This is a genomic window from Pseudomonas sp. P4_C1, assembly GCF_056402155.1.
Genome location: NZ_JBFUHY010000015.1, coordinates 45,789 through 69,617, shown reverse-complemented (window position 1 = coordinate 69,617; position 23,829 = coordinate 45,789). Strand labels below are relative to the sequence as shown.

The window sequence follows — 23,829 nt, the reverse complement described above, 5'->3', positions numbered from 1 at the left end:
AATGGCGACCATGCGCTTTCATCTCAAAGCCGTCGGCAAGGCCGGTGTCGTCTCGATGACCGTCGAGGCGCCGGGGCACAGCGAAGCCAGGCGCATCGCCGAAGACCAGGGCCTGCGAGTCGTCAGCCTGCACGCCGAGCGACATTGGCGAGCCTTGCGCCTGCACAGGCGCGAGACCTTCAACCTGGTATTGTTCAGCCAGGAACTGACCACATTGATCAACGCCGGCCTGCCGTTGATCGATGCGCTGGAAAGCCTGGCGGAAAAGGAAAACGCGCCACAAGCCCGCAAGACCCTGAGCGAGCTGGTGCGCTTGCTGTACGAGGGCAAATCGTTTTCCCAGGCCCTGAGCCAGATGTCGGCCGTTTTCCCGCCTTTGTACGTGGCGCTGGTGCAGTCCAGTGAGAAGACCGGCGCCGTGGGCGATGCCCTGGGCCGGTATGTCGGCTATCGCCAGCGCATGGACGAGGTTCGCCAGAAGATCGTCAGCGCATCGATCTACCCCATGCTGTTGCTGGTGGTGGGAGGTGGCGTGGTGTTGTTTTTGATGGGTTACGTCGTACCGCGCTTCAGCCTGGTATTCGAAGGGCTGGGGTCGAACCTGCCGTGGATGTCGCAGATCCTGATGAGCAGCGGCATGTTCCTGCACACCCACCAGGGCGAATTCTTCGGTGGCTTGCTGGCCATCATCGTCGCCCTCGCCCTGCTCCAGCGCCAACCGGCCTTTCGTCGGGGGCTGGACCGCCTGATCGAAAAACTCCCCGCGGTGCACCAGCGCATCTTCATGTATGAGCTGGCGCGCTTCTACCGTTCGCTAGGCATACTGCTGCAAGGCGGCATTCCCCTGGTCACCGCCATGGGCATGGTCCGTGGCTTGCTCAGCGTCGCCTCCCGGGCGCGCCTGGACCAGGCCTGCGACCGGGTGCGCGAGGGGCAATCGCTTTCTACCGCGCTGGAACTCAATCACCTGGTGACTCCGGTGTCCCTGCGCCTGCTGCGTGCCGGGGAACAATCGGGCAACCTCGGGCAGATGATGGAGCGCAGCGCCGACTTCTACGACGAAGAAATCAGCCGCTGGATCGAATGGTTCGTGCGGCTGTTCGAACCTCTGCTCATGACCTTCATCGGCCTGTTGATCGGGGTGATCGTGATCCTGATGTACATCCCGATTTTTGAACTGGCCTCGAGCATTCACTGACTTTATGGAACAGGGCCGCTCTGCCCGTTGCACTTTTTCAATCTCCCATTGAATAAACCAGTGGGTCGAGGTGTTTAACAAGTTCCCATGGGAAAAAAAGCAGCACATTGCAGTGTTCATCAACGTTCCAATCTGAACAAGAAGACGGAGAACGACATGCTCATCAATAAGCTTTTATTGGCAGTAGCTATTGGCGCGGTTCTGTCGGCGTCTACCGTATTGATTCCGGACAGCCTGTCCGGGGTATCCAGTGCTCAGGCCAAGGAAGGGGGTAGTGGCGGTGGCGGTAGTGGCGGTGGCGGTAGTGGCGGTGGCGGCGGCGGTAGTGGTGGCAGCGGCCATAGCGGCGACCATGGCAGCAACAGCGGTCATGGCAGCGCCAACAGCGGTTCGAGCCACTCCGGAACGGCCTCGTCCTCAGGACGCAGCGGCACCCATGATGAACCCGGGGATGACCGTGGTGTCCATGCCAATGGCGAGCCCGGAGATGACCGTGGCGTCCATGCCAACGGCGAGCCCGGCGATGACCGTGGTGTCCATGCCAACGGCGAACCCGGCGATGACCGTGGTGCCCATGCTGAGCCCGGCGATGACAAAAGGACCTGATTCCCCCTGACTCCCATACAACACAAAACCCTGTGGGAGCGAGCTTGCTCCGGGCGGCGTTCCGACGATAGCGGAGTGTCAGGCAACAGAAATGTTGAATGATCGAATGTCATCGCGAGCAGGCTCGCTCCTACAGGGAATGTGTGGACACAAAAAATGACGGTGTGTACCCGTTTTTGTAGGAGCTGGCTTGCCAGCGAAGGCGGCCTTGGGACGTGCAGCGCCATCAAAAACGCCTTCGCCGGCAAGCCGGCTCCTACAGTGGTCAATGTGAATCAGACAATCAGCCGCTCTACAGCCCACCCTCAGACTGATCCAGCTCCTCGCGCAAGAACTCGACCAGCGCCTGCACCGGCCGCGAACTCTGCCGGTGTTGCGGATAGACCGCAGACAACGTCAGCGGCTGCGGCCTGAAATCCTCAAGCACTTCCACCAGCCTTCCATCCTTCAGCGCCGAACCGACAATGAATGTCGGCAAATAGGTGATCCCCAGCCCGGCGAACGCTGCGTCCTTGAGCAGTTCACCGTTGTTGACCCGCATCCGCCCGCTTACATTGACGCTCAATGGCTTGCCCTGCCCTGCAAAACGCCATTGCACCTGACGACCATGGCCGTACGGCAGGCAGTCGTGTCCGTGCAAATCTTCAGGCTTGAGCGGTGTGCCGCGTTCGACCAGGTACGCGGGGCTTGCGCAGTACACCCGTGCAATGGAGGCAATGCGTCGGGCGATCAGCGTCGAGTCTTCCAATGTGCCAATGCGCAATGCCAGGTCGTAACCTTCACCGAGCAAATCCACAGGGCGGTCACTCAAATCCATCTCCACCGTCACGTCGCGATAGCGCTGCAAAAACACCGGCAACAGGCACCCCAGATGCGCCAGTGCGAACGACAGCGGCGCACTCACACGAATGGTCCCCCGTGGTTCGGTGGTCTGGCCGGCGATGCCCTGCTCCACTTGTTCGACTTCGCTGAGCAGGCGCAAGGCTGACTCGTAATAGCTTTGCCCCAGCGGCGTGACATCCAGTCGCCGGGTCGAGCGATTGAGCAAGCGCACGCCCAAGCGCTCTTCGAGTTGCATCAAGCGGCGGCTGACAAACTGCTTGGACAGGCCCAGTTGATCGGCGGCCGCCGTGAAACTGCCGGAGTCCATCACCTGGCAAAAAATACGCATATCTTCGAAGGGGTTCATTGTCACTTCCCGGTTGACAGTTAAACACTTTATAGCCGCTTTTTCGCTTCCAGGCACCCTATTAATCTGTGTTCACGGTGTTGCTGAAGCCTGAATCACAGAGCCGGCAGCGACCTCATCTCAAGACACTCAACGCCATCGGTTAAAAAGGATTTACCCATGAACCTCGTCCAGAAAACCCTGACCGCATCCCTCCTCGCCCTTGCCGTCGGCAACGCGTTTGCCGCGGGCAGCCCGGGTGTCGAACACAACACCCAGGCCTTCCTCGAAGCCCTCGCCGCCGCTGGTGGCAAACCGCTTGAACAACTGAGCCCGAAAGACGCCCGTGCGGTGCTGACCGGTGCCCAGGCGTCGGTGAAGGTTGACCTGTCCGGTGTGGAAGTCAGCGACAAGGCGATCAAGGTTGACGGGCAGACGATCAACCTCAAAGTGGTGCGCCCGGCCAAGGTCAAAGGTGAATTGCCGGTGTTCATGTTCTTCCATGGTGGCGGTTGGGTGCTGGGGGATTTCCCGACTCACCAACGCCTGATTCGTGACCTCGTGGTGGGCTCCGGCGCGGTCGCGGTGTACGTCGACTACACACCGTCGCCGCAAGCGCAATACCCGACCGCGATCAACCAGGCCTACGCCGCGACGCGCTGGGTGGCCGAGCATGGCAAAGAGATCGGCGTCGACGGTCAACGTCTGGCAGTGGCCGGCAACAGCGTCGGCGGCAACATGGCGGCAGTCGTGGCCTTGATGGCCAAGGAGCAAAAAGTCCCGGCCCTGCGTTTTCAACTACTGATGTGGCCGGTGACCAACGCACAGTTCGATACCGCGTCGTACCAGCAATTTGCCGAAGGCCACTTCCTGACGCAAAACATGATGAAGTGGTTCTGGGACAACTACACCACCGACGCCGGCGAACGCGCGCAGATTCATGCCTCGCCACTCAACGCCAGTACCGAACAGCTCAAAGGCTTGCCGCCCGCATTGGTGCAGACCGCCGAATTCGACGTGCTGCGTGACGAAGGCGAAGGTTATGCCCGCCACCTCGATGCGGCGGGCGTGCCAGTGACCTCGGTCCGCTACAACGGCATGATCCACGACTTCGGCCTGCTCAACCCGTTAAGCCAGATTCCCGAAGTGAAGGCAGCGGTACGCCAGGCTGCGCTGGAGCTCAAGGTTCACTTGAACTGAGACCTTGCCCTTTGCCACACACTTGCGGTGTGGTGAGGGGCTTTTCTGTAGGAGCGAGCCTGCTCGCGATGCGGATTTTCAGTCGACATCTTCATTGAATGTTAGACCGCAATCGCGAGCAAGCTCGCTCCCACAGAAAAGCTCCCTCGCCACAAAAGCGGCCTGCATCTCGGCTACCTCATTTCTGCCGGAGCTCCCACATGTCCTTCCTTCTCAGTCATCTCCTGTCCCTGAGCGCCCTGCTGCTGGCCATCGACGCCCTGCTCTGGCACCTTGCGCCTTTCAAGCATCGCGTCAGCCGGGTCGGTGTGCGTCTTGCGCTGTTTGTGCTGTTCAGCGCGGTGATCATCAACGCCGGCGTCAGCCCGTTGCACGCGCCATTGTTTGCCGATGATCCCGTGGCGCAGCTCGGGGCTACGGCGCTGGGAATTCTGTGGTGGTTGTACGCCGCGCGGGTGCTGACCGAAGTGATCGGTCTGGTCCTGATGCGACGCATCGGCCACAGCGGCCGGCTGTTGCAGGATGTCATCGGCGCTGTGGTGTTCCTGGTTGCCGTCGTCGCCGCCGCCGGCTACGTGCTGGAGCTGCCAGTGAAAGGTTTGCTGGCGACCTCTGGCGTCGTCGCCATCGTGGTGGGTCTGGCATTGCAGAGCACTTTGAGCGACGTGTTCTCCGGTATCGTGCTCAACACCACCAAGCCGTATCAGGTCGATGACTGGGTTTGCATCGACGGTGTTGAAGGCAAGGTGCTGGACATCGACTGGCGCGCCACCCACCTGCTGACCAATGCCGGCAGCACCGCTGTGGTGCCGAACTCGGTGGCGGCCAAGGCGAAGATCGTCAACCTCAGCCGCCCGACCAACCTGCACGGCGTGTCGATCAGCATTCAGGTGCCCAACCATATCCGTCCGCGTCGGGTACTCGATGCCCTGGACCGCACCCTTCAGGGCAGCAGCAGTCTGCTGCTCAACCCACCGCCCAAAGCCGTGCTCAAGGAGACCGGCGAAACCATGTCCGAATACGTGGCCAGCGGCTTCATCGCCGAACTGGGCAAAAAGGGCGAAGTGCGCAATCAACTGTTCGACCTGGCCCATCGGCACCTCGAAGCAGCAGGCATTTCCCGGCAGCCCGATGGCGTGATCGAGCCGTCGACCCGCGCACGGGCCTTGCTCGATGAAGTGAAAATCTTCCGTTCCCTGAGCGCCGAGGAACGTGATCGCCTGGCCCGGAACATGGTGGCACAGCAATACGCGGCTGGTGAAGTGGTGCTGGATCTGGAGGAAGTGCCGGACAGTTTGTTCGTCATCGCCACCGGCGTGGTCAGCGCCACTGTCCCCGACGGCAGCACGCAGATCGAAGCCGGACGCATGGGGCCGAGTGAAGTCATGGGCGAACAGAGCATTCTTGCCGACACGCCGTCCCAGGCACGGTTCACCGCCATGACCTCAAGCATCATCTACCGCCTCGACAAGTCCCTGACCCGCAGTTGCATGGAGCAACGCCGCGAAGTCGACCGGGCGTTGAACAAGCTGCAAGCGGTGCGGCAGCAGAACAGCCGGATGGCGTTGATGGCCAAACCGGTGGCGGTCAAGAAAGGTGGTTTTTTGAGCTGGTTGCAAAATCGTTGATCAAGGAGCGAGCTTGGTCCGGGCGGCGTTCCGACGAAGGCGACCTACTGGCCGACCAGATACATCACAGAGGCGAAACTGCTTGGGCGTAATCCCGAACTGCTTACGAAACGCCCGAATGAAATTACTCGGCTGCCGATACCCCAACCGCTCGGCAATCCGCTCAATCGGCTGATCACCTGCCGTCAACCAGTGCCGCGCCAACTCCAGACTGTCACTGCGTGTATGTTGCGCGGCAGCAGTCTGCCAGTACCGCAACATGCTCTGATGCAGAAATCCATTGGCCCCCAGCAACGGCTCATCGAGGCTAGTCGCTGGCAGGCTCAAACACGGATGTGAACCCTCCAGCACCTCGATACCAACACTACGCAACCACTGCCCGGCAGCCTGTTGCGGAGTCAGGCGAACGGCGACAAACACCTGTGCCGGGGCACGCCCCAGGCGTCGGGCGATATTGCGCACCAACGTCAGGGTCGCTGCATCGAGGCCGAAAAAATGCAGCTGTTTATCGGCACTGCGCAAGTGCAAGCGAGCCTGTCCGCCACACTCCTCCAGTTCCGCCACCACGCAGTTGGTTACCCGCGGCAGAAAATCGGTGAAGCACGCCAGGCTCGCACGCAGGGTCGCGGCGGAATCCAGCAAAATGTTCAAACCCCGCAGCGTGGTGGTCGCCATGCCATTGACCAGTTCGCAGCCAAACGATGCGCCCGCGCCCGCACGTTCGCATTCATTCCACAGGCGTTCGACCAGGTGCGCGGGCACATGCAGGTCCTGACCTTCGAGCAGCGACAGGCAGATGCCGGCCCGTTGCAGCAGTTGGTCCTGACACAGGCCGGACTGCCGGGCATGGCTGAGAATGGTGCGGGTGAAGGCGCTGGAAAAAAACGGTTGGCTGGTCATGGCAGGTTACGGCGAGAGGACAGGCGTGTACTTATGCCAGCCGCTGTGCTATCGATCCAATGCATTAAAAGTATCCGCCAAATGCAGGAGACGCATGATGGACCTACGACAACTCCGCCACCTCGTCGCCCTGGCCGATTACCGCAACTTCGGGCGTGCCGCCGAGGCGATCAATCTCAGTCAACCGGCCTTCAGTCGCAGCATCCAGACCCTTGAGCGCGACCTCGACTGCGTGCTGGTGGAACGCAGCAGCCGCGAATTGCGCCTGACCGGTCAAGGCGAACTGGTGCTGCAACATGCCCGGCGCCTGCTCGCCGGCAGCCAGGCCCTGCACAACGAACTGACGCAATACAACGGCCTGACCGGTGGCGAGCTGCACTTCGGCTGCGGCCCGTATCCGGCCCAGGTGCTGGTGCCCGAGGCGTTGGCGGAGTTCATCCAGGCTCACCCGGCGGTCCGCATCAGTTTCCACCAGGGCGACTGGGAACAACTGGCGGTCTGGCTTCGTGAACAGCAGATCGAATTCCTCGTGGCCGACGCGCGGTACTTCACCGGCGACCCGCATTACCAGGTACAGCTGTTGCGCCCCCGGCGCGGGTGGTTCTTTTGCCGTGTCGGTCATCCCCTGGCGCAACAGCAGAATCTGTCCCTGCGCGCCCTGCTCGACTACGCGGTGGTCGGCACGCGAATACCGCCGATGATCCGCAAGATCCTCGCCGACGTGCAGGGCGAGGCAGACTTCAATCCGAGCGTGGAATGCGCGCAGTTCGACGCCATCCGCCGCGTGGTGATGCGCTCCGACGCGGTAGGCATCGCCACCGTGGAGGCCTTGGCCGAACTGGTCGACCAGGGCCTGGTCCGCCTGCTGGAATTTGCCGATGTACCCAAGGAGGATCCCGGCCTGCAATTGCACTACGGCATCGTCAGCCGCGCCGGCCACTCCCTGACACCGGCCGCGCTGGCGATGGTCGATGCGGTGCTGACGGTCGACCGGCGCTTGCTGGCGTCGAATTAGTCGAGCAGCCACCACCCCCTGTGGGAGCGAGCTTGCTCGCGATGGGGCCGGGTCAGTCGACATCTTTATTGAATGACACACCGCTATCGCGAGCAAGCTCGCTCCCACAGGGTTTGGCGTTGCTGCCTCCACATCATGCACGCCGCGCCAGAGCCTGCAATTCCCGGCGCTTACCGAGGGCGCGCGACAGGCACATCATCTCGGTGGCACTAGTGACCCTGCGCTACGGGTAAATCGCATCGAAGGCGAGCAACAGGTTCAAATCGAGCAGGCGTAAATCAAGCATGGTCCTGCTCCGGCAAATCGCTTAACGTCGGCCAGCTTGACCGGTGTTCCGCAACAAGCTGTGGGCCCTACATGACAAAAAGCGACCAGCCGCTGCACGACCAATCAATACCCAACGCGTTCTACGCGCCGACCCTGTTGCCGGCCATCGAAGAGTTGCTGGCCCGCGGTGTGGACCGCGAATGCATCGAAGGCCTGTTGCGACGCAGCCTGTTCGAGTTGCGCACGCCATTCATGCGCATTCCGCTGTTCATGTCGCGGCGCTTCTGGGCGTTTGCCCTGGAACAGACCGGCGACCCGCTGATCGGCCTGGCGGCCGGTCGGCGATTCGTTTCCACCGCCACCAACGGCCTGACATACCTGTTCGACGTCGCCGATTCACTGGACAGCGCCTGCCAGTATTTCGTGCGTTTTTTTCCGTTTTTCAACGGACACTTCCAGGCCCGGATCGTGCGCGGCGACGACCGCGTCGAATTGCACCTGCTCGACCATGGCTGCGTGAAAACCAGCGCGTCAACCGCCGATTACATCCTCATCAGCCTGTGCAGCATGTTGCGGCGCAAATTCCTCGCCAGCGGCCTGGAGCGTGATCCGGTTCTGGGCGTCGGGCTGGCCGGTGCCTGCACGGCCAATCCGCAGGATCATGAACAAGCCTTTCGCGCACCGGTGCAATGGGGGCAGGCGCAGCACTCGATCCGCCTCGATCCACAGCTGTTCGTGATCCCGTTGACGCCGGGCAATCATGAACTGGAACTCATGCTGGTCGAACTGCTGGAGCAGACCCGACGCAACAGCGAACCGACCTTGCTGGAGCAAGTCTGCGATTATTTGATCACCGACCTCGCCGAGGCCAACTGGCAGCAATTCTGTACCACCCGGCATTTGCTCGAGCGCACCGCCGCCCGACGCTTGAAGGCGTTGGGCTGGAGTTTTTCGGAGTTGCTCGACGAATACCGCCGCTATCGCGCCGAAGACTTTTTGCAGAGGACAGACCTGGAGCTGGTGGAAATTTCCGACCGCCTGGGCTACAGCGATGTGCAAAGTTTCAACCGTGCCTGCCTGCGGTGGCTGGGGTGCGCGCCGGGCGCCTGGCGAACCCGATCAGGCACTTGACCAGTAGGTTGCTGGACATTTTTTAACACTGGCTTTACGCCATACGTGCGTGAGAACTGGCGGCCTCTGTTAAAAATGGTCATCAAGCCGGTGACTCAAACCTGACACACTTAGCAGCTACAACCCTTGTATTTCAAGGCTTACGACCGCCTGTCGTTTTCTTGAGATTTTCGCTGAACAGCCAAAATCGGGGGGAAAGCCAATAGTGCTGCGACCTTGATGGCAATCGCCCCCACATTTGGGAGTGTCTTGCCCCTTTTACATGCCGGTTTGCTGACACGGTTTACCGAGGCTGGTCTATACCCCTTTTGACAGTCTTGTTTTGCAACTCTCCACGTCTTGCGAGGCACGCTAATATGGACGTAAGCGTATTTGGTACGGGCTATGTTGGCCTGATTCAAGCAGCGGCTCTGGCCGATGTCGGACATCGCGTCCTGTGTGTCGACATCGATCCGAACAAGATCCGGCAACTGCAACAGGCCGTGCCACCGATCAGTGAGCCGGGGCTGTCCGGCACCCTTGAAGAAAACATCAAGGCCGGTCGCCTGCTCTTCACCACCCAGGCAAGCGATGCGGTGGAGCACGCCGAGCTGATTTTCATCGCCGTCGGTACGCCCGCCGACGAAGACGGTTCGGCCGACCTCAGCCATGTGCTGAACGTGGCCCGGCAGATTGCTGGTTTCATGGAGGCCGACCGCACCCTGATCATCAAGTCCACGGTGCCGGTCGGCACGGCGGATCAGGTCAGTGCGACTGCCGTTGAAGAGTTGCAGCACCGCGGCAAAGGTTCGCTGAAGGTACGGGTGGTGTCCAACCCGGAATTCCTCAAGGAAGGCAGTGCCCTGGCCGATTGCATGCGCCCGGACCGGATCATCGTCGGCACCACTGACGATCAAGCCCGCAGCCAGATGAGCGAGCTCTACGCGCCGTTCTGCCGCAACCACGACAAATTGATGTTCATGGACAACCGCAGCGCCGAACTGACCAAGTACGCGGCGAACGCGATGCTGGCCACGCGCATCAGCTTCATGAACGAACTGGCCAACCTCACCGAGTTGCTGGGAGCAGATATCGAAGCCGTGCGCAAAGGCATCGGCTCGGACCCGCGCATCGGTTACCACTTCATCTACCCCGGTTGCGGTTTCGGCGGTTCGTGCTTCCCCAAGGACCTGCGCGCCCTGCTGCACACCGCCGAACACGCCGGAATGCCCCTGAAATTGCTGCGTAGCGTGACCGACGTCAACGACCACCAGCGGCATATTCTGTTCAGCAAACTCAAGGCGCAATTTCCCGGCGGACTGGCCGGCAAATCCATCGCCGTGTGGGGCCTGGCGTTCAAACCCAACACCGATGACATGCGCGAAGCACCCAGCCGCTACCTGATGGAAGCACTCTGGGCCGAAGGCGCGAGCGTGCAGGCCTACGACCCGGAAGCCATGTCCGAATGCCGGCGCCTTTACGGCTACCGCGACGACCTGCATCTGTGCGCCACCCGCGATGACACACTCGAAGACGCCGATGCCCTGGTGATCTGCACCGAGTGGAAGAACTTCCGCGTGGTCGACTTCGACATGCTGGCGAGCAAACTGCGTGAACGGGTGATCGTGGACGGGCGCAACCTGTACAGCCCGGAACAGGTGGCAGCCGCCGGCCTGCACTACAGCGGTATTGGCTTGCGCCACATCGTGCCCGAGGCCGCCCATCCATGAAGACTCTCGTCACCGCCGCAGCCGGTTTTATGGGTGCCCAATGAGGGACCGGTGCTTCGTTGCCTGGTCCTGCACTTACGACTGACTGCGTCGCCCATGCCGCACACGGCTTAACTCTGCGGAGAATCTATGTCTGAACACGAAAAAAGTGTGCCCCTTAACAAAATGCATAGGGACAAGCGCCTGGACCCCGCGCAACGCAAGCGCATGGATGCCGCCATCCACATGCAGGGTTGTGGCTGGATAACCGGTCGCGAAGGTGGCCGGCCGTGGACCCTGTCGCGCACCAACCGCGTCCTGGCCGGCTTCGGCGCACTGCTGGTCCTGGTGCTGATTTCCCCGGTGCTGCTGGGGCTGGCGCTGGCCATCAAACTGACCAGCCCAGGGCCGGTGATGTTCGTGCAGAAACGCACCGGCTACCGCGGCCGCCTGTTCGGCATGTACAAATTCCGCACCATGGTCGTCAACGCCGAGGAGCTCAAGGAGTCCCTGCGGCACCTGAACAAGCACGGCGCCGACGCCATCGACTTCAAGATCGACAAGGACCCGCGCATCACCGGTATCGGCAGTTTCCTGCGACGCACCAGTCTCGACGAACTGCCGAACCTGTTCAACGTGGTGACCGGCGACATGCGCCTGGTAGGCCCCAGGCCGACTTCGTTCAACGCCTACCGCTACGAGGACAGGCACCTCGCGCGCCTGAGCATCTACCCCGGCATGACCGGCCTGTGGCAAATCTCCGGACGCAGCAATATCGACTTCGACCAGCGCGTTGAGTTGGACCTCGCCTACATCGCCCAGCAGAGCCTGCTGCTTGATTTGAAGATTCTGCTGAAAACCCCTTTCAAAGTGTTCAGCGGTCACGGAGCGAGTTAAATGGACGGTTCATCGGCTAAAAGCCTCAGCATTGCCAGCCCGAGCGAGTCCAACCTGACATCGACCGTGCTCGACCAGAACCTGCGGATCCTGTTCCTGACCGCCGCCAACCCCGGCGCGGGCACCACCACCAGCGCCCTGGCGCTGGCCAGTCAACTGGCGAAGATGAGCAGCGGCCTGGTGCTGCTGGTGGATGCCAGCCATTCGGCGACCAACCTCACGCAACAGTTGGGGCTGAGCAAGGAACGGGGGTTTCGCGACTTGATGTTCAACACACAGAGCCCGCCCTTGTTGCAGGACTGCGTGGTGGACGTCTCCAGCCTGCCCTTTCACGTTCTGCCATTGGGCCGCTACTTCCGTGGCAACGAGCACCTGACACCCGAGCGCCTGAGCCCGCTGTTCGATCAACTCGGCATCCGCTACCGCTTCGTGGTGATCGACGGCGACGCGGTGTATTCGGCCTCCGACACCCTGGTCATCGGCACCCAGGTGGACGGTGTGGTCCTGGTCGTGCCCGCGGAAGACACCCGCTGGGAAGTGGCGCAGGCCGCGGCCAAGCGCTTGAGCCAGGCGGGAGCGAAGCTGGTCGGCAGCGTGTTCAACCGACGCAAGTACTACATGCCCGAATGGCTGTACAAAAACCTGTGAGCAGTCAGACAAGGATGACGCCATGAACGCCAAGATGCTTGTCCTGCTGTTGCTGCCCCTTGCAGGTTGCTCCAGCACTTCCTCCGACGAATCACAAAGCATGCCGGTGCAAATCCTCACGGCCCCACCGGCCAACGCCCAGGCAACCGACGTGCCCAAGGTCGAGCAGACCCTGCGCCCACAGGATGTGCTGGACGTGATCTTCCACATCAGCACCAGTGGCTCGGCCGCCTATCGCGTGCAGTCCGGGGACACGATCGCGCTGAACTTCACCGCCGCCAGCCAGTTCAACGGCAACCAGTTGGTGCTGCCCGATGGCACCATCGAGCTGCCGGGGGCCCAAACCACGGTGAAAATCGAGGGCCTGACCCGCGATGAAGCACGGGACGCGATTCAGCGCGCCTACGATCGCAAACAGCTGTTCCAGCCCAACCGCAATCAGCTGTCAGTGATGGTGGTGAACCCGCTGGCCAGTGAATGGAACCTCAAGTCCGTGCTCAACCACCCCGCCACCGGCATGAGCCGGGAAATCACCGTGGGCACCGACGGCTACGCCAGCTTCCCGGAAATCGGTGCCGTGCCGCTGCAAGGCATGACCATCAACCAACTGCAGGCCTACCTGAATAAACGCTATGCCACCCTGCCGGGGCGCATGACCGTGGACGTGCTGCTCAAGTCCACCGCCGGTAACGAAATCTATGTACTGGGTGAAGTCGGCCAGCCGGGCGCCTATCCGATCCGCCGCCCGGTGTCGGTGCTCGAAGCCCTGACCATGGCCCGCGGTTCCAACGCCAAGGCACGCCTGGACTCGGTGATGATCATGCGGCGCAACGGCAACCAGGTGGTCGCGCATCGTTACGACGTGGAAAAAGCCTTGTCCGGCGACGCCACCCAGATCGCCTTCCTGCAAGCGGACGACATGCTGTACGTGCCCAAGACCAAACTGGCCAGCGCCGGTGAGCTCGCGCGGCAACTGGCGGACGTCGTGTTGTTCCAGGGCATGGGCCTCAGCTTCAGCTACCGCGTCGACAACAAAGACGACAGCAGCAACTAACTCTCAGGTACCCACATGAATCCAAAGGAAAACTACCTGCATGAGTTCTTCAGGATCTTCTTCGCCAACAAGCAGTTGGTGAAGCGAGTCTTCCTGGTCTTTGCCGTGATCGCCGTGGTCTTGCCGCTGTTGCTCAAGCAGAGTTTCGATATCACCGCCCAGGTGATCGTGCAGTCCAAGAAAATCTCCCAGGGGGATGCCACCAGCACCCTCACTCAGGAAAACGCTTCCTTCATTCCGCCGTCGCTGGCCGACATGGAGACCGAGAGCAATATCCTGCGTTCGCCGGCCTTGATCCGCCAGACCATCGGCCAGTTGCGCGAAAAGGGTGAGTACACGCAGCCCGTGAGCGCCTTCAACAAACTGCTGGTGCAGCCGCTCAAACGGTTTGTGATCAATCCCGTTCGCGAACACGTGATCAACCCGGTTCGCAGCCTGCTCGGGCTGCAGACCGATCCGGTACGCGACACCCTGCTCGATGCCCTCACGCAACAAGCGTCCGCTGCCCTCAAGGTTGAAACCTTGCCGGGCTCCAACGTGATCTCGATCGTCTACCACTTCCCTGACCCGGCCCAGGGCACCCGATTCGTCACTGCCCTGCTGCAAAACTACCTGGTTACCCGCCAGGAAATGCAATCGATCGACCTGCCGCAGAGTTTCTACGAGACCAAGAAAATGCAGTACCAGGTGCGTCTCGATGGCCTGGAAGCCAATCGCCTGGCCTTGCTCGAAAGCATCGGTTCGTCCGACCCCAAGGAAGAAATCACGTTCCGCCTCAACGCGATCAACACCGAGGAGCAGGCGCTCAACCTGTATCAGGACCGACTGCTGCAAAGCCAGCGCTGGCTCGATTACCTGAAAACCAGCCTGGCGACCGCCAACAATGCCAGATTCAACGACTACACCTTCCCCTACACCTTCACCACCACGGTCGATAGCGTCGCTTTCGAAGACCGCGAGATCAAGCAACTGGGTGAGCGACTGACGACCCTGGTCAGCCACTACATGGACGACCTGGCGGTCTTGCAGCCCGGCAGTGATCCGATGCAAATGGCCCGCGAGCAAATCATCCGGGCCCGTGGGCAATTCCTGAAGATTGTCAGCAACCGGATTCAGGAGCGCACCAGCGACCTGATGACGATCAGCTCGGTCATCGACCAGAAAACCGCGCGTATTGCCGAGTTCCAGAATCGCATCCATCAGTTGCAGGAAACCCGCAGCAAACTGCGGCAGATGGACACCGAGATCAACGCGCTGCACAAGGCGTTCGCCACCTATGCCCAGCGCTTCGCTGAAAGCAGCACGGCGCGCGCGCTGGACAACGACCTGTCCAACGCACGGGTGCTCAGCCCGCCTTTCGAACCGACCGAAGCGGCGTTCCCCAAGCCGATGCTGATCATTCCGTTCGGGCTGTTCACCGGTTTGCTGCTGGCGATTGCCCTGGTCTATGTGCGTGAGTTCTTCGACCACCGCTTCAAGCACCCTGCGCAAATCACCCATGAACTGGGCTTGCCGGTGCTGCTGGTGATCAATGATCACAGCACCCAGCCGAACAACCCGCACAAGAACTGGAGCGTACCGGCCCTCGTGCATTGGGTGCGCAATTGAACGCGCCGCTCGGCACCGCCCACGACCTGCCGATCATTCATTTGCTCAGCAGCGGCGGTTTCTATGGCGCCGAGCGGATGCTGCTGGATCATTGCCTGGCGACGCCGGGGCAGCACCAGGTGCTGTTTCTCGATGCGCCGCCAGAACTGATCGCGCGATTTCGCCAGGCCGGTGTCGATTGCCTCGGCTGTGCAGGCCTGGGCGCAGTGCTGGGACATTTGCGCCAGCGACGGGAAAAGCGGCCACTGATCAATACGCACAACTTCAAGGGCCTGTTGTTCGGCTGGCTCGGCGCCACGCTGTTGCGCCTGCCACTGGTGATCACCCAGCACGGCTTCACCCCGCGCAGTCGCAAGCAGAAGTTCTACACCTGGCTGAGCCTGCAACTGTGCCGCACGGCCTCGGTGGACCGAGTGGTGTGTGTCGCCGAAAGCATTGCGGCGCTGCACCGTCAGGCCAATGTGCGCACGGACAAGTTGCAGGTGATCCCCAACGGCCTGCCGGCGGCCAACGACTTGCCGCCGCGCAGTGGCGCACGTCAACGCTGGCTGGCCGGCTACGTCGGGCGCCTGAGCAGCGAAAAGGGCCCGGACCTGTTTCTCGATGCGCTGATCCCGTTGTGTCGGCAGTACCCGCAACTGGACGCGGTGATGCTCGGCGACGGGCCGGAGCGGGAAAGCCTGCAGACGCGTATAGACGAAGCCGGATTGCAGGCGCGCATCACGCTGCCGGGCTACCAGACCGACATGCGCGCCTGGTGGCGGCAACTCGATGCGTTGGTGATCAGCTCGCGCACCGAAGGCACGCCGATGATTCTGCTCGAAGCGATGCAGGCCGGGGTGCCGGTGGTGGCCTTCGGCGTCGGCGGGATTCCCGATGTCTTGCAGGACCGCCACAACGGCCTGCTGGCCTCGCCCACCGACAGCACCGCCCTCGCCCGCCAGATCGGCGCGCTGCTGGATGACCCGGCCCTGGCCGGCGAATTGATCGACAACGCAAAACGTACGCAACAGGATCGCTACGACCTCAAGGTCCTGGCCGAACGCTGGTCGCAGCTTTACATCCGGACTGCACGGGAGGCACGCGCGTGATCGTTCCGCTCTCGATCGTCAGCTTGCTCGGCCTGGTCTGCCTCGGATTGCTGGCCAGCCCTTATCCGTACCTGGCGCCGGGAGCGGTGCTGGGCCTGGTGGGTGTCGCGGTGCTGTACCGCAAGCCGACCTGGGGCCTGCTGGGCATTGTCGCCATCCTGCCTTTCGAGGGCCTGTTCAAGGACAGCGCGTTGTCGGGCTCCAAGTTCCTCGGGGCTTCGCTGGCGCTGATCCTGATGCTGCAACTGGCGATTCACCAACGGTCGGCCGAGCGCCTGCGCAGCAATATCTGGCGTTTGCTGATCGGGTTCATGGTTCTGTACCTGCTCAGCCTGTTGAACACCGACAACATGGACATGTCCCTGGGCCACCTGCGCGAATTGAGCGTCGGCCTGATTCTGTTTGTCATCACCCTGCTGGTCGGGCGTGAGTTGAACCTCGACATGTTCGCCAAACTGGTTGCCATCAGTGTCGCGGTGACCTGCGCCATGGCGATGTTCTCAGCCAAATACCAGGACGAAGGCCGTGCGTCCGGTATGCTCAATGACCCGAACGAATTTGCCCTGATGATCGCCTTCGCCGTGCCCATGGCGCTGTTGCTGGTGGTCCGCAGCCCGAACCGGTTGCACCGGTTGTTCTGGGGGGGCTGTGCCCTCGTGCTGCTGGCCGGCATGACCAAGACTGAATCCCGTTCGGGGCTGGTGGTGTTGCTCCTCAGCCTGTTGATCGGCACGTGGCACTATCGCGCGCAATTACCACATATTCGTCCACGCCACCTGGGCTTTGCCATGCTCGGCCTGGCGATTGTGATTGCGCTGGGGCTCTATGCGATGCCGGCAAGTTACGTGGCGCGCATCCAGTCGCTGAGCATCCTCAGCTCCGGGGCCAAGAGTCAGGACGCGTCCCTGGGCCGTCGCGCCTCCTACATTGTGGTCGGCAGCGCCATGATCGCCGAGAACCCCTTGCTCGGCACCGGCCCCGGCACGTTCCCGCTGCACTACGCCACCACCGGTTATGCCAAGACCTTTTCCGTCAGCGGCAAGACCGACGACCTGTACCGTCGCGCCCACAACACCTACCTGGAGATCTTCAGTGAACTGGGGATTCCCGCCGGCCTGATGTTCGTCGGCATGCTGGCCCTGGGGTTGTACAACCTGATTCGCGCCCGCCGCACCTGGCTGTTGCGAGGAGACAGGCATCAGGCCGATCTGATGACCCACCTGAGCATGAGCTTTCTGTCGTTGACGTTGTTCCTGATGTTCCTCAGCGCACCGAACCACAAGTACCTGTGGATCATGCTCGCGTTGACCGGCGTGCTGCGCACGAAAGCCGAAGAAGCCCCGCTGAAAGAGGTCAAGGCATGAACCGCATCAGCATCGTCATCCCGATGTACAACGAGGAGCAGCACATCGCCCGGACCCTGCTCGCGGCACGACATGCCGCCGAGGCGGCCAACGTCGAATGCGAGTTGATCGTGGTCGACAACGGCTCCGACGACCAGGGCCCGGACATTGCCCGGCAGCTCGGCGCCCAGGTTCTGGTCCTGCCCGGCCTGCTCATCGGTGCATTGCGCAATCGCGGAGCGGCGATTGCCAGCGGTGAATGGCTGGCCTTTATCGATGCCGACGTCGAGATGCCCGAGAATTGGCTCAAGCTGTTGTTCGACCTCGAGTCCGGCGGCCAGGGCGATGTCATCGGCCTGGACCTGCACACCCCGGCCGAGGCGCCGTGGTACGCCGACGCCTGGCAGCGCCGCACCTTACGCCCCGCTACGCAGCCGCTGCATGTCGCGCAATGGCTGCCCACTTGCAACCTGCTGATGCGCCGTCGCTGGTTCGACAAGGTCGGTGGTTTCAATGAACAACTGCGCACCGGCGAGGACAAGGAACTGACCATGCGCCTGGTCGACGCCGGTGCCAAGCTGCGCTCGGTCAACCAAAGCGTGGCGCTGCATTGGGGTTACGAAGGCAGTTGGCGGGAATGGATGGGCAAGGAATTATGGCGCCAGGGCAGTCATCTGCAACTGCTGCGCACCCATGGCCCGAGCCTGCGCTTGCTGCGCTTTCCGCTGCTGTCGATTGCCGTCTGGGTCATCGATTTCATGGCCATTTCCGCCCTGTTCGACGGTTTCCCCCAGCATTCGATGCTGATGCTACTGCTGACCATCCTGCCCGCCCTGGCACTGAGCCTGCGTCAGAGTGCCAGGCACCGTGACCCGCTCCTGACCCTGCAACTCTGGGGCCTGCACTGGGTGCGCCTGCACCTGGCGGGCGCCGGGCTCATCCTCAGCCTTTGTCATTGGAATGCCAGGAGGCCCGCCCGTGGCTGAATTCATTTTCTGGTTGTGCCTGTTGCTGCCGGTTTACGCCTACCTCGGTTATCCCCTGTTGTTGACCTTGCTGGCACCGTTTTACCCGGCACCGCGCCATGGACCGGCCCAACCGATGGACGTGAGCATCGTAATTGCCGCGCACAACGAAGCGCGGCATATCGAAGAAAAACTGCGCACCGTGCTGGCCCAGGATTATCAGGCCCGCTCGCTGCACATCATCCTGGCCAGTGACGGCTCGACCGACGACACCGTGGCCTGTGCACACAAGGTCAACGACCCGCGCATCACCGTGCTCGATCTGCCCCGCCAGGGCAAGGCGGCGACGCTCAATGCCGGGGTCGCGATCAGCAGCGGTGCGATCCTGGTGTTCACCGACGCCGACAACCAATGGTCCACCGACACCCTCGGCCATTTGCTCGCACCGCTCAACGACCCGCAGGTCGGTGGCTGCGCCGGGCACATGGTGATCCCGGTGACCGGCAAGGGCTTGAGCGTGGGTGACAGCCTGTATCGGCATTACGAAGGCTGGTTGCGCTACGTGGAAAATCGCACCGGCTGCATGGTCTCCGCCGACGGCGCATTGCTCGCCCTGCGCCGCGAGTTGTTCCAGAACGTGCCGGCGGAGGTCAACGACGACTTCTTTATCAGCACCTGCGCACCCGTCGCGTTCAAGCGGATTGTCTACGTGCCCCAGGCCCGGGTGATCGACCAGGGCGTGGACGAAGCCGACAAGCAATTTCGCCGCCGTCAGCGGGTCACGGTGGGTGGCTTGCAAAGCCTGGCCCAGCGCCGGGAGCTGATGAATCCGCTGACCCACGGCCTGTATGCGATTGCCTTGATCAGCCACAAGCTGATCCGGCGGCTGGCGCCGATCCTGTTGCTGCCGTTGCTGCTGAGCAATTTCTGGCTGTGGGAAGACCACGGCTTTTATCGTCTGAGCCTGATCGCACAATTGCTCGGTTACACGATGGCCATTGCCGGCCTGCTGGATTCGCAACACCGCTTGCCCAAACCCTTTCGCCTGGCCGCGTTCCTCCTGGTGACCCTTGCCGGGATGAGCATCGGCCTGTGGCAGTTCCTGGGCGGTCAGCGTTACGCCCAATGGAACCCTGAGCAAAATCGATGAGAGGTGCGTGCCGTGGCGATCAAACAACTGTTAAAACGCACCAGTGGCTGGCTGTACCTGAACTCCCCGGTCGGACGCAACCAACTGCACGGCGCCGGGGTGATCCTGATGCTGCACCGGGTGCTGGCCAGCGACCAGGCCGCCGAACTGCCCCACCGCAATGAACTGTGCGTCGGGCCAAAGGCCTTTGAACATTTGCTGGTGTGGTTGAAAAAACACTTCGACTGCGTGCCGCTGATGGACATTCTGCAACCGGTTGCGCGCTCGCCGCGGCCGAAAGTGGCGCTGACCTTCGACGACGGCTGGCGCGACAACGCGGTGAATGCCTTCCCGTTGCTGCAAAAGCACCAGGTGCCGGCGAGCATCTTTCTGTCCACCGATTTCATCGGCAGCCGCCAGCGGTTCTGGTGGGAAAGCATCGGCGAAACCCTGTGGAACAGCCATGGCGAACCGGCACGCCGGCACCTGATCGAACGCTTGCTGCACCTGGGGCGCCCGTTGCCGACACTGTGCGATGACCCGGATCAGCAACGCCGCAGCCTGGCGTTGCTGAACTTTTTGCAGAGCCTGAAAAACCTGTCACCGCTGGACCTCAATCGCCTGACCGACGACTGCCCGCAGGAGTCGTTGCCCCAGGCACTGGACTGGCAGCAAGTGCGCCACCTGGAAGCGTCCGGCCTGGTGCGCTTCGGCCCCCACGGTGCCAGCCACGCCATCCTCACCGGCCTCGACGATCAACGCCTGCATGAAGAACTGAGCCGCAGTCGCGACGCGCTGCTCAACGGCTGCAACCGGCCGTTGCCGGTTTACTGCTACCCCAATGGCGACAACGATGCGCGGGTGCGCCAACAGGTGGCCAGGCACGACTTCCCGTTTGCCCTGGGCACCGGCACCGGCATTTATCGGGGGACCGAAGATCCTCTGGCCCTGCCACGCTTCGGCGTGAGCCAGCGTACCGCGCGCGATCCCGGGTTGCTGTCCTGGCGCATCTACCGTGGGGCACGTCCATGAGCCGCAGCAACTACCTCAGGCACCTGGCCCTGAGCATGGGCACCAAGCTGGCGATGATCGCCCTGCGCTTGCTGCGTAACATATTGCTGGCGCGGATCCTCGGCCCCAGTGAACGGGGCTTGTTTGCCTTGCTCAACACCCTGCCCGACCTGATCAGCGCTGCCACCAGCGGCGGCTTGAATTCAGCGGTGGGCTATCAGGCGGCCAAGCAACGACCGATGGGCTTGCTGCTCAGCCAGGTGCTGCTGTTCGGTTGTCTGCTGGCGGCGTTGCTGACCTTGCTGGTGGTGGCGCTGACCCGCGAGTTCGGCACAGAACTGGACATCACCCTGCAATTGGGCCTGCTCGCCTGGCTGTTGCTGCTGGCGGTGCCGCTGACCGTGCTCAAAAGCGGCTTGCTGACTTTGCACAACGCCTCGGGCGGCGTGGTTGCCTTCAATGCCTTGCGTCTGATCGAGTCGCTGGCGCCGCTGCTGGTGTTCCTTGCCCTGTTCTGGATGTGGAAAAGCGCAGCCCTGGAAGCGGCACTGATCAGTTGGCTGGCGGGGATCAGCCTGGTGGTGCTCGCCGGGTGGGTGTGGCTCAAGCGCGGGCATCCGCTGAGCCTGCAATGGGACCGCGCCAGTCAGAACGAACTGCTGCGCTACAGCGCCCGCAGCCATCCGGACCTGCTGTTCCAGCAAGTGATTCTGCGCTCCGACTATCTGTTCATCGGCGCTCTGCTCGGCACCACGGCGCTGGGTCACTACGCCATGGCGAGCGCGGCCGCCGAGTTGCTGCTGATCGTTCCGGAAGCGGTGACCACGCCGCTGATGAAGCGCCTGCTGCAACAGGAAGAAGGCATCGAAAAAGTCACGCCGCTGGCCTTGCGCTTGACCGCTACGGTGATGCTCGGCGCTTGCCTGAGCATGGCAGTGGTCGGTGAATGGTTGATCGTGACGCTGTTTGGCGAGGCCTATCAGCCTGCGTATCCTGCGTTGCTGGCGCTGCTGCCAGGCCTGTTCGGTCTGTGCTACATGAGCATTCTGCGCCTGGACCTGCTGGGCAAAAACCGGCCCGGCACGATTTCGTTGTTGATGGGCCTTAGCGCCCTGCTCAACCTGACGCTCAATGTGCTGCTGATCCCGACCTACGGCATCGTCGGCGCAGCAGCGGCGTCCTCTATCGCGTACCTGGCCGTGACCGTGGCGCTGTTGGTGGTGTATTGCCGGTTGAGCCACGTGCCGGCCTGGCAAACGCTCATCGTCCTGCCCGGCGACATCGCGCCGATGCTGCTGATGCTGCAACGGAAGTCGGCATGAAACACCTGTTATTGCTGGTGAGTCTTGGCCTCGGGCTGAGCGCCGAAGCGGCGCCCATGCGTTGGGCCGATATCCGCGACGGCAGCCTGTACCTGCAAACGGACCGCCCCGACACCCTGACCGTGCTCTGGGCCCCGGTGTGGCAGACTGAAGCCAACGAAGAACACCTCTACTTGCTCGACGGCCAGGGTAAACTCCAGAGCGAACGACTGATTGCCGCCAATGAGCCCCACGGTAGCCAACGCTGGGACCTGGCGCCGGGCGCCGCCAGTTATCGACTGGAAATTCCCGGCTACAGCTTCCGCCGTTATACGGTTGAGCACGACGACCACACCGTCGCACTGTTCGCCCCGGCCAAGGTGCATTTCAGCGCCGAGTCCCGGGACGGTGACGAGTTGTATTTCAAGGTCGCGGCCGGTGAGCACGCGGTGCTGGCCGGTAAATTCCACGGCGGCGTCGACGCATTGCAAGCGCAGCGCGTGAGCGACGGCCAACAGCTTTCACTGTCTCTCGAGTCTTACCCCGCCTATTGGCAGTTCGACAAAGTCGAGTTGCCCGTTGCAACCACCGATCAAGTCTGGCGCCTGCACCTGCGCGGCAGCGGCAAGGTCGCATTCTGGCTCGACGGCACGGCCAACCTGTTCGCCCAGAACCCGCAACAGCTCAAACCCTTGCGCGAAGACGAAGGCCAGACCGGGCTGACGCTGTACAAAGACGTGCTCGGCAAGACCCCGAACCTGGGTATCGCCCTGCCCTATGCGCGACTGCCGGACTCCAGTTTCGCCGTGCTCGATGCCCTGCAACCACAGGCCGGAACCTATTACAGCCTGGTCGACATCATGGCGACGCGACCACATTACGAAGACGTGTTCCGTCGGCTGTATCAGGATCGCTTCGGCATCACTCAGGACATCACCCTGCTGGCCGGCCGTCAGCGCCAGGCCAACCTGCGCGCCGACACCACCAGCAACGCCGGCCTCGACGCCTGGCTCGCCGCCACACGCGCACTTGGCGGCAAGGGCACGCACTACATCGGCTTTGCCGACGAACCGAACCTCAACTACCCGGACTACGCCACCTACCAGCGCATCTTCAAGAGCATGGCCTGGCAAGTGCGCAGCAACCCGGACAACACCAAAGCCGGCGTCCGCATTGCCATGCCGGCCAGCTCCCGGTTCGTCAATGGCCCGCTCGTCGACAATGCCGCCGACAAGCGCGGCATCGACTGGGCCCGACGCTTGCTGGCCGAGTCCGGCGACAAGATCGATGCGCTGGCGTGGCACGAATGGATGGTCCGCGACCTGCTGGCGACCCGTGTCTACCGCGATAGCGTACGCAAAGCGGCAGAGCTGGTGGGGCTCGACGCCCAGGGACGACCGCGCAAAGCCTTGTTGCTGGACCAGACCAACATGTCCAGCGGGGCCAGCCTCAGCCCTTACGATCAGGACACCCATTACGCCTCGTTATGGTGGGCCTCGGTCATCATCAATGCTTCCCAGGACGGCTTGCTCGACATGCTCGGCTGGTTCCAGGCCGACGACGAACCTGAGTATCCCAAGGGCATGTTCCGCGTGCTCGGCAAGGATGAATTCGAGCTCAAGCCCGTAGGTCTGGCGCAGCAATTCATCCGCCAGCATTGGCTAAGCGATGTCATGCGCCTGGAGAACGACGCCTTCGAGGTTGACGTGCTGGCCATGTCTGCCGGGCACCAACGCAGCCTGCTGGGCGTCAACAAAGGCTCGCGCTTGCAGCGTGTGAGCCTGGCCGGCGCGCAATGTCCATTGCCCCTGGGATCATTGCGCTATTTCGGCGACGACAACCGCAGTCGCGACGCATCTTTCAAGTGCCTGGAAGGTCGCATCAGCTTCGATTTGCCGGGAGAAACCCTGTTTGCCCTCAGCTGGAGCGCCTCATGAACGTCATTTATTTTTGCCCGTGGACGATTCGCCGCGCATTGAGT

At 62.1% G+C, this 23,829-nt stretch carries 20 protein-coding genes; 18 read left to right on the top strand and 2 right to left on the bottom strand.

The window, feature by feature from the left end; all coding sequences use genetic code 11:
• Window positions 1-10: 10 nt before the first annotated feature.
• Together AC1DU9_RS12500 and AC1DU9_RS12495 are read left to right on the top strand one after the other, a co-directional pair.
• The gene (locus AC1DU9_RS12500; RefSeq protein ID WP_477810222.1) at window positions 11-1,198 is read left to right on the top strand and encodes a type II secretion system F family protein; all 1,188 of its coding nucleotides are present in this window, start codon (window positions 11-13) and stop codon (window positions 1,196-1,198) included.
• 156 nt (window positions 1,199-1,354) lie between these two features.
• Window positions 1,355-1,804 carry a hypothetical protein gene (locus tag AC1DU9_RS12495; protein ID WP_477810221.1) on the top strand — a complete coding sequence of 150 codons (450 nt, stop codon included), beginning with the start codon at window positions 1,355-1,357 and terminating at the stop codon, window positions 1,802-1,804.
• 292 nt (window positions 1,805-2,096) lie between these two features.
• Here the strand turns inward: AC1DU9_RS12495 and AC1DU9_RS12490 are convergent, their stop codons facing one another.
• On the bottom strand, window positions 2,097-2,993 hold the full coding sequence (locus AC1DU9_RS12490) for a LysR family transcriptional regulator (RefSeq protein ID WP_477810220.1): 897 nt from the start codon (window positions 2,991-2,993) through the stop codon (window positions 2,097-2,099).
• A gap of 159 nt (window positions 2,994-3,152) precedes the next feature.
• Between AC1DU9_RS12490 and AC1DU9_RS12485 the strand changes: the two genes are divergently transcribed.
• Both AC1DU9_RS12485 and AC1DU9_RS12480 read left to right on the top strand, forming a co-directional pair.
• Window positions 3,153-4,172 carry an alpha/beta hydrolase gene (locus AC1DU9_RS12485; RefSeq protein ID WP_477810219.1) on the top strand — a complete coding sequence of 340 codons (1,020 nt, stop codon included), beginning with the start codon at window positions 3,153-3,155 and terminating at the stop codon, window positions 4,170-4,172.
• 200 nt (window positions 4,173-4,372) lie between these two features.
• The gene (locus tag AC1DU9_RS12480) at window positions 4,373-5,800 is read left to right on the top strand and encodes a mechanosensitive ion channel family protein (RefSeq protein ID WP_223463564.1); all 1,428 of its coding nucleotides are present in this window, start codon (window positions 4,373-4,375) and stop codon (window positions 5,798-5,800) included.
• Here the strand turns inward: AC1DU9_RS12480 and AC1DU9_RS12475 are convergent, their stop codons facing one another.
• Entirely contained in the window at window positions 5,801-6,700 is a 900-nt protein-coding gene (locus AC1DU9_RS12475; protein ID WP_223463563.1) for an AraC family transcriptional regulator, read from the bottom strand.
• A 97-nt stretch (window positions 6,701-6,797) separates the two neighbouring features.
• Here AC1DU9_RS12475 and AC1DU9_RS12470 point away from each other — a divergent pair, with 97 nt between their 5' ends.
• The 14 genes from AC1DU9_RS12470 (at window position 6,798) to AC1DU9_RS12405 (ending at window position 23,785) form a co-directional block, all read left to right on the top strand.
• On the top strand, window positions 6,798-7,715 hold the full coding sequence (locus AC1DU9_RS12470; RefSeq protein ID WP_477810218.1) for a LysR family transcriptional regulator: 918 nt from the start codon (window positions 6,798-6,800) through the stop codon (window positions 7,713-7,715).
• A gap of 357 nt (window positions 7,716-8,072) precedes the next feature.
• Window positions 8,073-9,113: an AraC family transcriptional regulator ligand-binding domain-containing protein gene (locus AC1DU9_RS12465; protein WP_477810217.1), complete on the top strand. Its 1,041-nt coding sequence runs from the start codon at window positions 8,073-8,075 to the stop codon at window positions 9,111-9,113.
• Between the two features lie 356 nt (window positions 9,114-9,469).
• Window positions 9,470-10,822, top strand: coding sequence for a UDP-glucose dehydrogenase family protein (locus AC1DU9_RS12460; RefSeq protein ID WP_477810216.1), 1,353 nt, complete (start codon window positions 9,470-9,472; stop codon window positions 10,820-10,822).
• A gap of 129 nt (window positions 10,823-10,951) precedes the next feature.
• On the top strand, window positions 10,952-11,698 hold the full coding sequence (locus AC1DU9_RS12455; RefSeq protein WP_477810215.1) for a sugar transferase: 747 nt from the start codon (window positions 10,952-10,954) through the stop codon (window positions 11,696-11,698).
• Window positions 11,699-12,346 carry a CpsD/CapB family tyrosine-protein kinase gene (locus AC1DU9_RS12450; protein ID WP_223463558.1) on the top strand — a complete coding sequence of 216 codons (648 nt, stop codon included), beginning with the start codon at window positions 11,699-11,701 and terminating at the stop codon, window positions 12,344-12,346.
• Window positions 12,347-12,368: 22 nt separating this feature from the next.
• Complete coding sequence (locus AC1DU9_RS12445; RefSeq protein WP_223463557.1) at window positions 12,369-13,400, top strand: polysaccharide biosynthesis/export family protein; 1,032 nt, start codon at window positions 12,369-12,371, stop codon at window positions 13,398-13,400.
• 15 nt (window positions 13,401-13,415) lie between these two features.
• Window positions 13,416-15,008, top strand: coding sequence for a GumC family protein (locus tag AC1DU9_RS12440; protein WP_477810214.1), 1,593 nt, complete (start codon window positions 13,416-13,418; stop codon window positions 15,006-15,008).
• Window positions 15,005-16,099, top strand: coding sequence for a glycosyltransferase family 4 protein (locus AC1DU9_RS12435; protein ID WP_477810213.1), 1,095 nt, complete (start codon window positions 15,005-15,007; stop codon window positions 16,097-16,099). The genes AC1DU9_RS12440 and AC1DU9_RS12435 overlap by 4 nt, the downstream gene beginning before the upstream one ends.
• Window positions 16,096-17,463, top strand: a complete 1,368-nt coding sequence (locus tag AC1DU9_RS12430; protein WP_223463554.1) for an O-antigen ligase family protein — start codon at window positions 16,096-16,098, stop codon at window positions 17,461-17,463. Before AC1DU9_RS12435 ends, AC1DU9_RS12430 begins: the two co-directional genes overlap by 4 nt.
• The gene (locus AC1DU9_RS12425) at window positions 17,460-18,428 is read left to right on the top strand and encodes a glycosyltransferase family 2 protein (RefSeq protein ID WP_223463553.1); all 969 of its coding nucleotides are present in this window, start codon (window positions 17,460-17,462) and stop codon (window positions 18,426-18,428) included. The genes AC1DU9_RS12430 and AC1DU9_RS12425 overlap by 4 nt, the downstream gene beginning before the upstream one ends.
• On the top strand, window positions 18,421-19,557 hold the full coding sequence (locus AC1DU9_RS12420; protein WP_477810212.1) for a glycosyltransferase: 1,137 nt from the start codon (window positions 18,421-18,423) through the stop codon (window positions 19,555-19,557). Before AC1DU9_RS12425 ends, AC1DU9_RS12420 begins: the two co-directional genes overlap by 8 nt.
• A 12-nt stretch (window positions 19,558-19,569) precedes the next feature.
• Window positions 19,570-20,568 carry a polysaccharide deacetylase family protein gene (locus AC1DU9_RS12415; protein WP_477810211.1) on the top strand — a complete coding sequence of 333 codons (999 nt, stop codon included), beginning with the start codon at window positions 19,570-19,572 and terminating at the stop codon, window positions 20,566-20,568.
• Entirely contained in the window at window positions 20,565-21,869 is a 1,305-nt protein-coding gene (locus AC1DU9_RS12410) for an oligosaccharide flippase family protein (RefSeq protein ID WP_477810210.1), read from the top strand. The genes AC1DU9_RS12415 and AC1DU9_RS12410 overlap by 4 nt, the downstream gene beginning before the upstream one ends.
• On the top strand, window positions 21,866-23,785 hold the full coding sequence (locus AC1DU9_RS12405; protein WP_223463549.1) for a hypothetical protein: 1,920 nt from the start codon (window positions 21,866-21,868) through the stop codon (window positions 23,783-23,785). The genes AC1DU9_RS12410 and AC1DU9_RS12405 overlap by 4 nt, the downstream gene beginning before the upstream one ends.
• Window positions 23,786-23,829 lie beyond the last annotated feature (44 nt).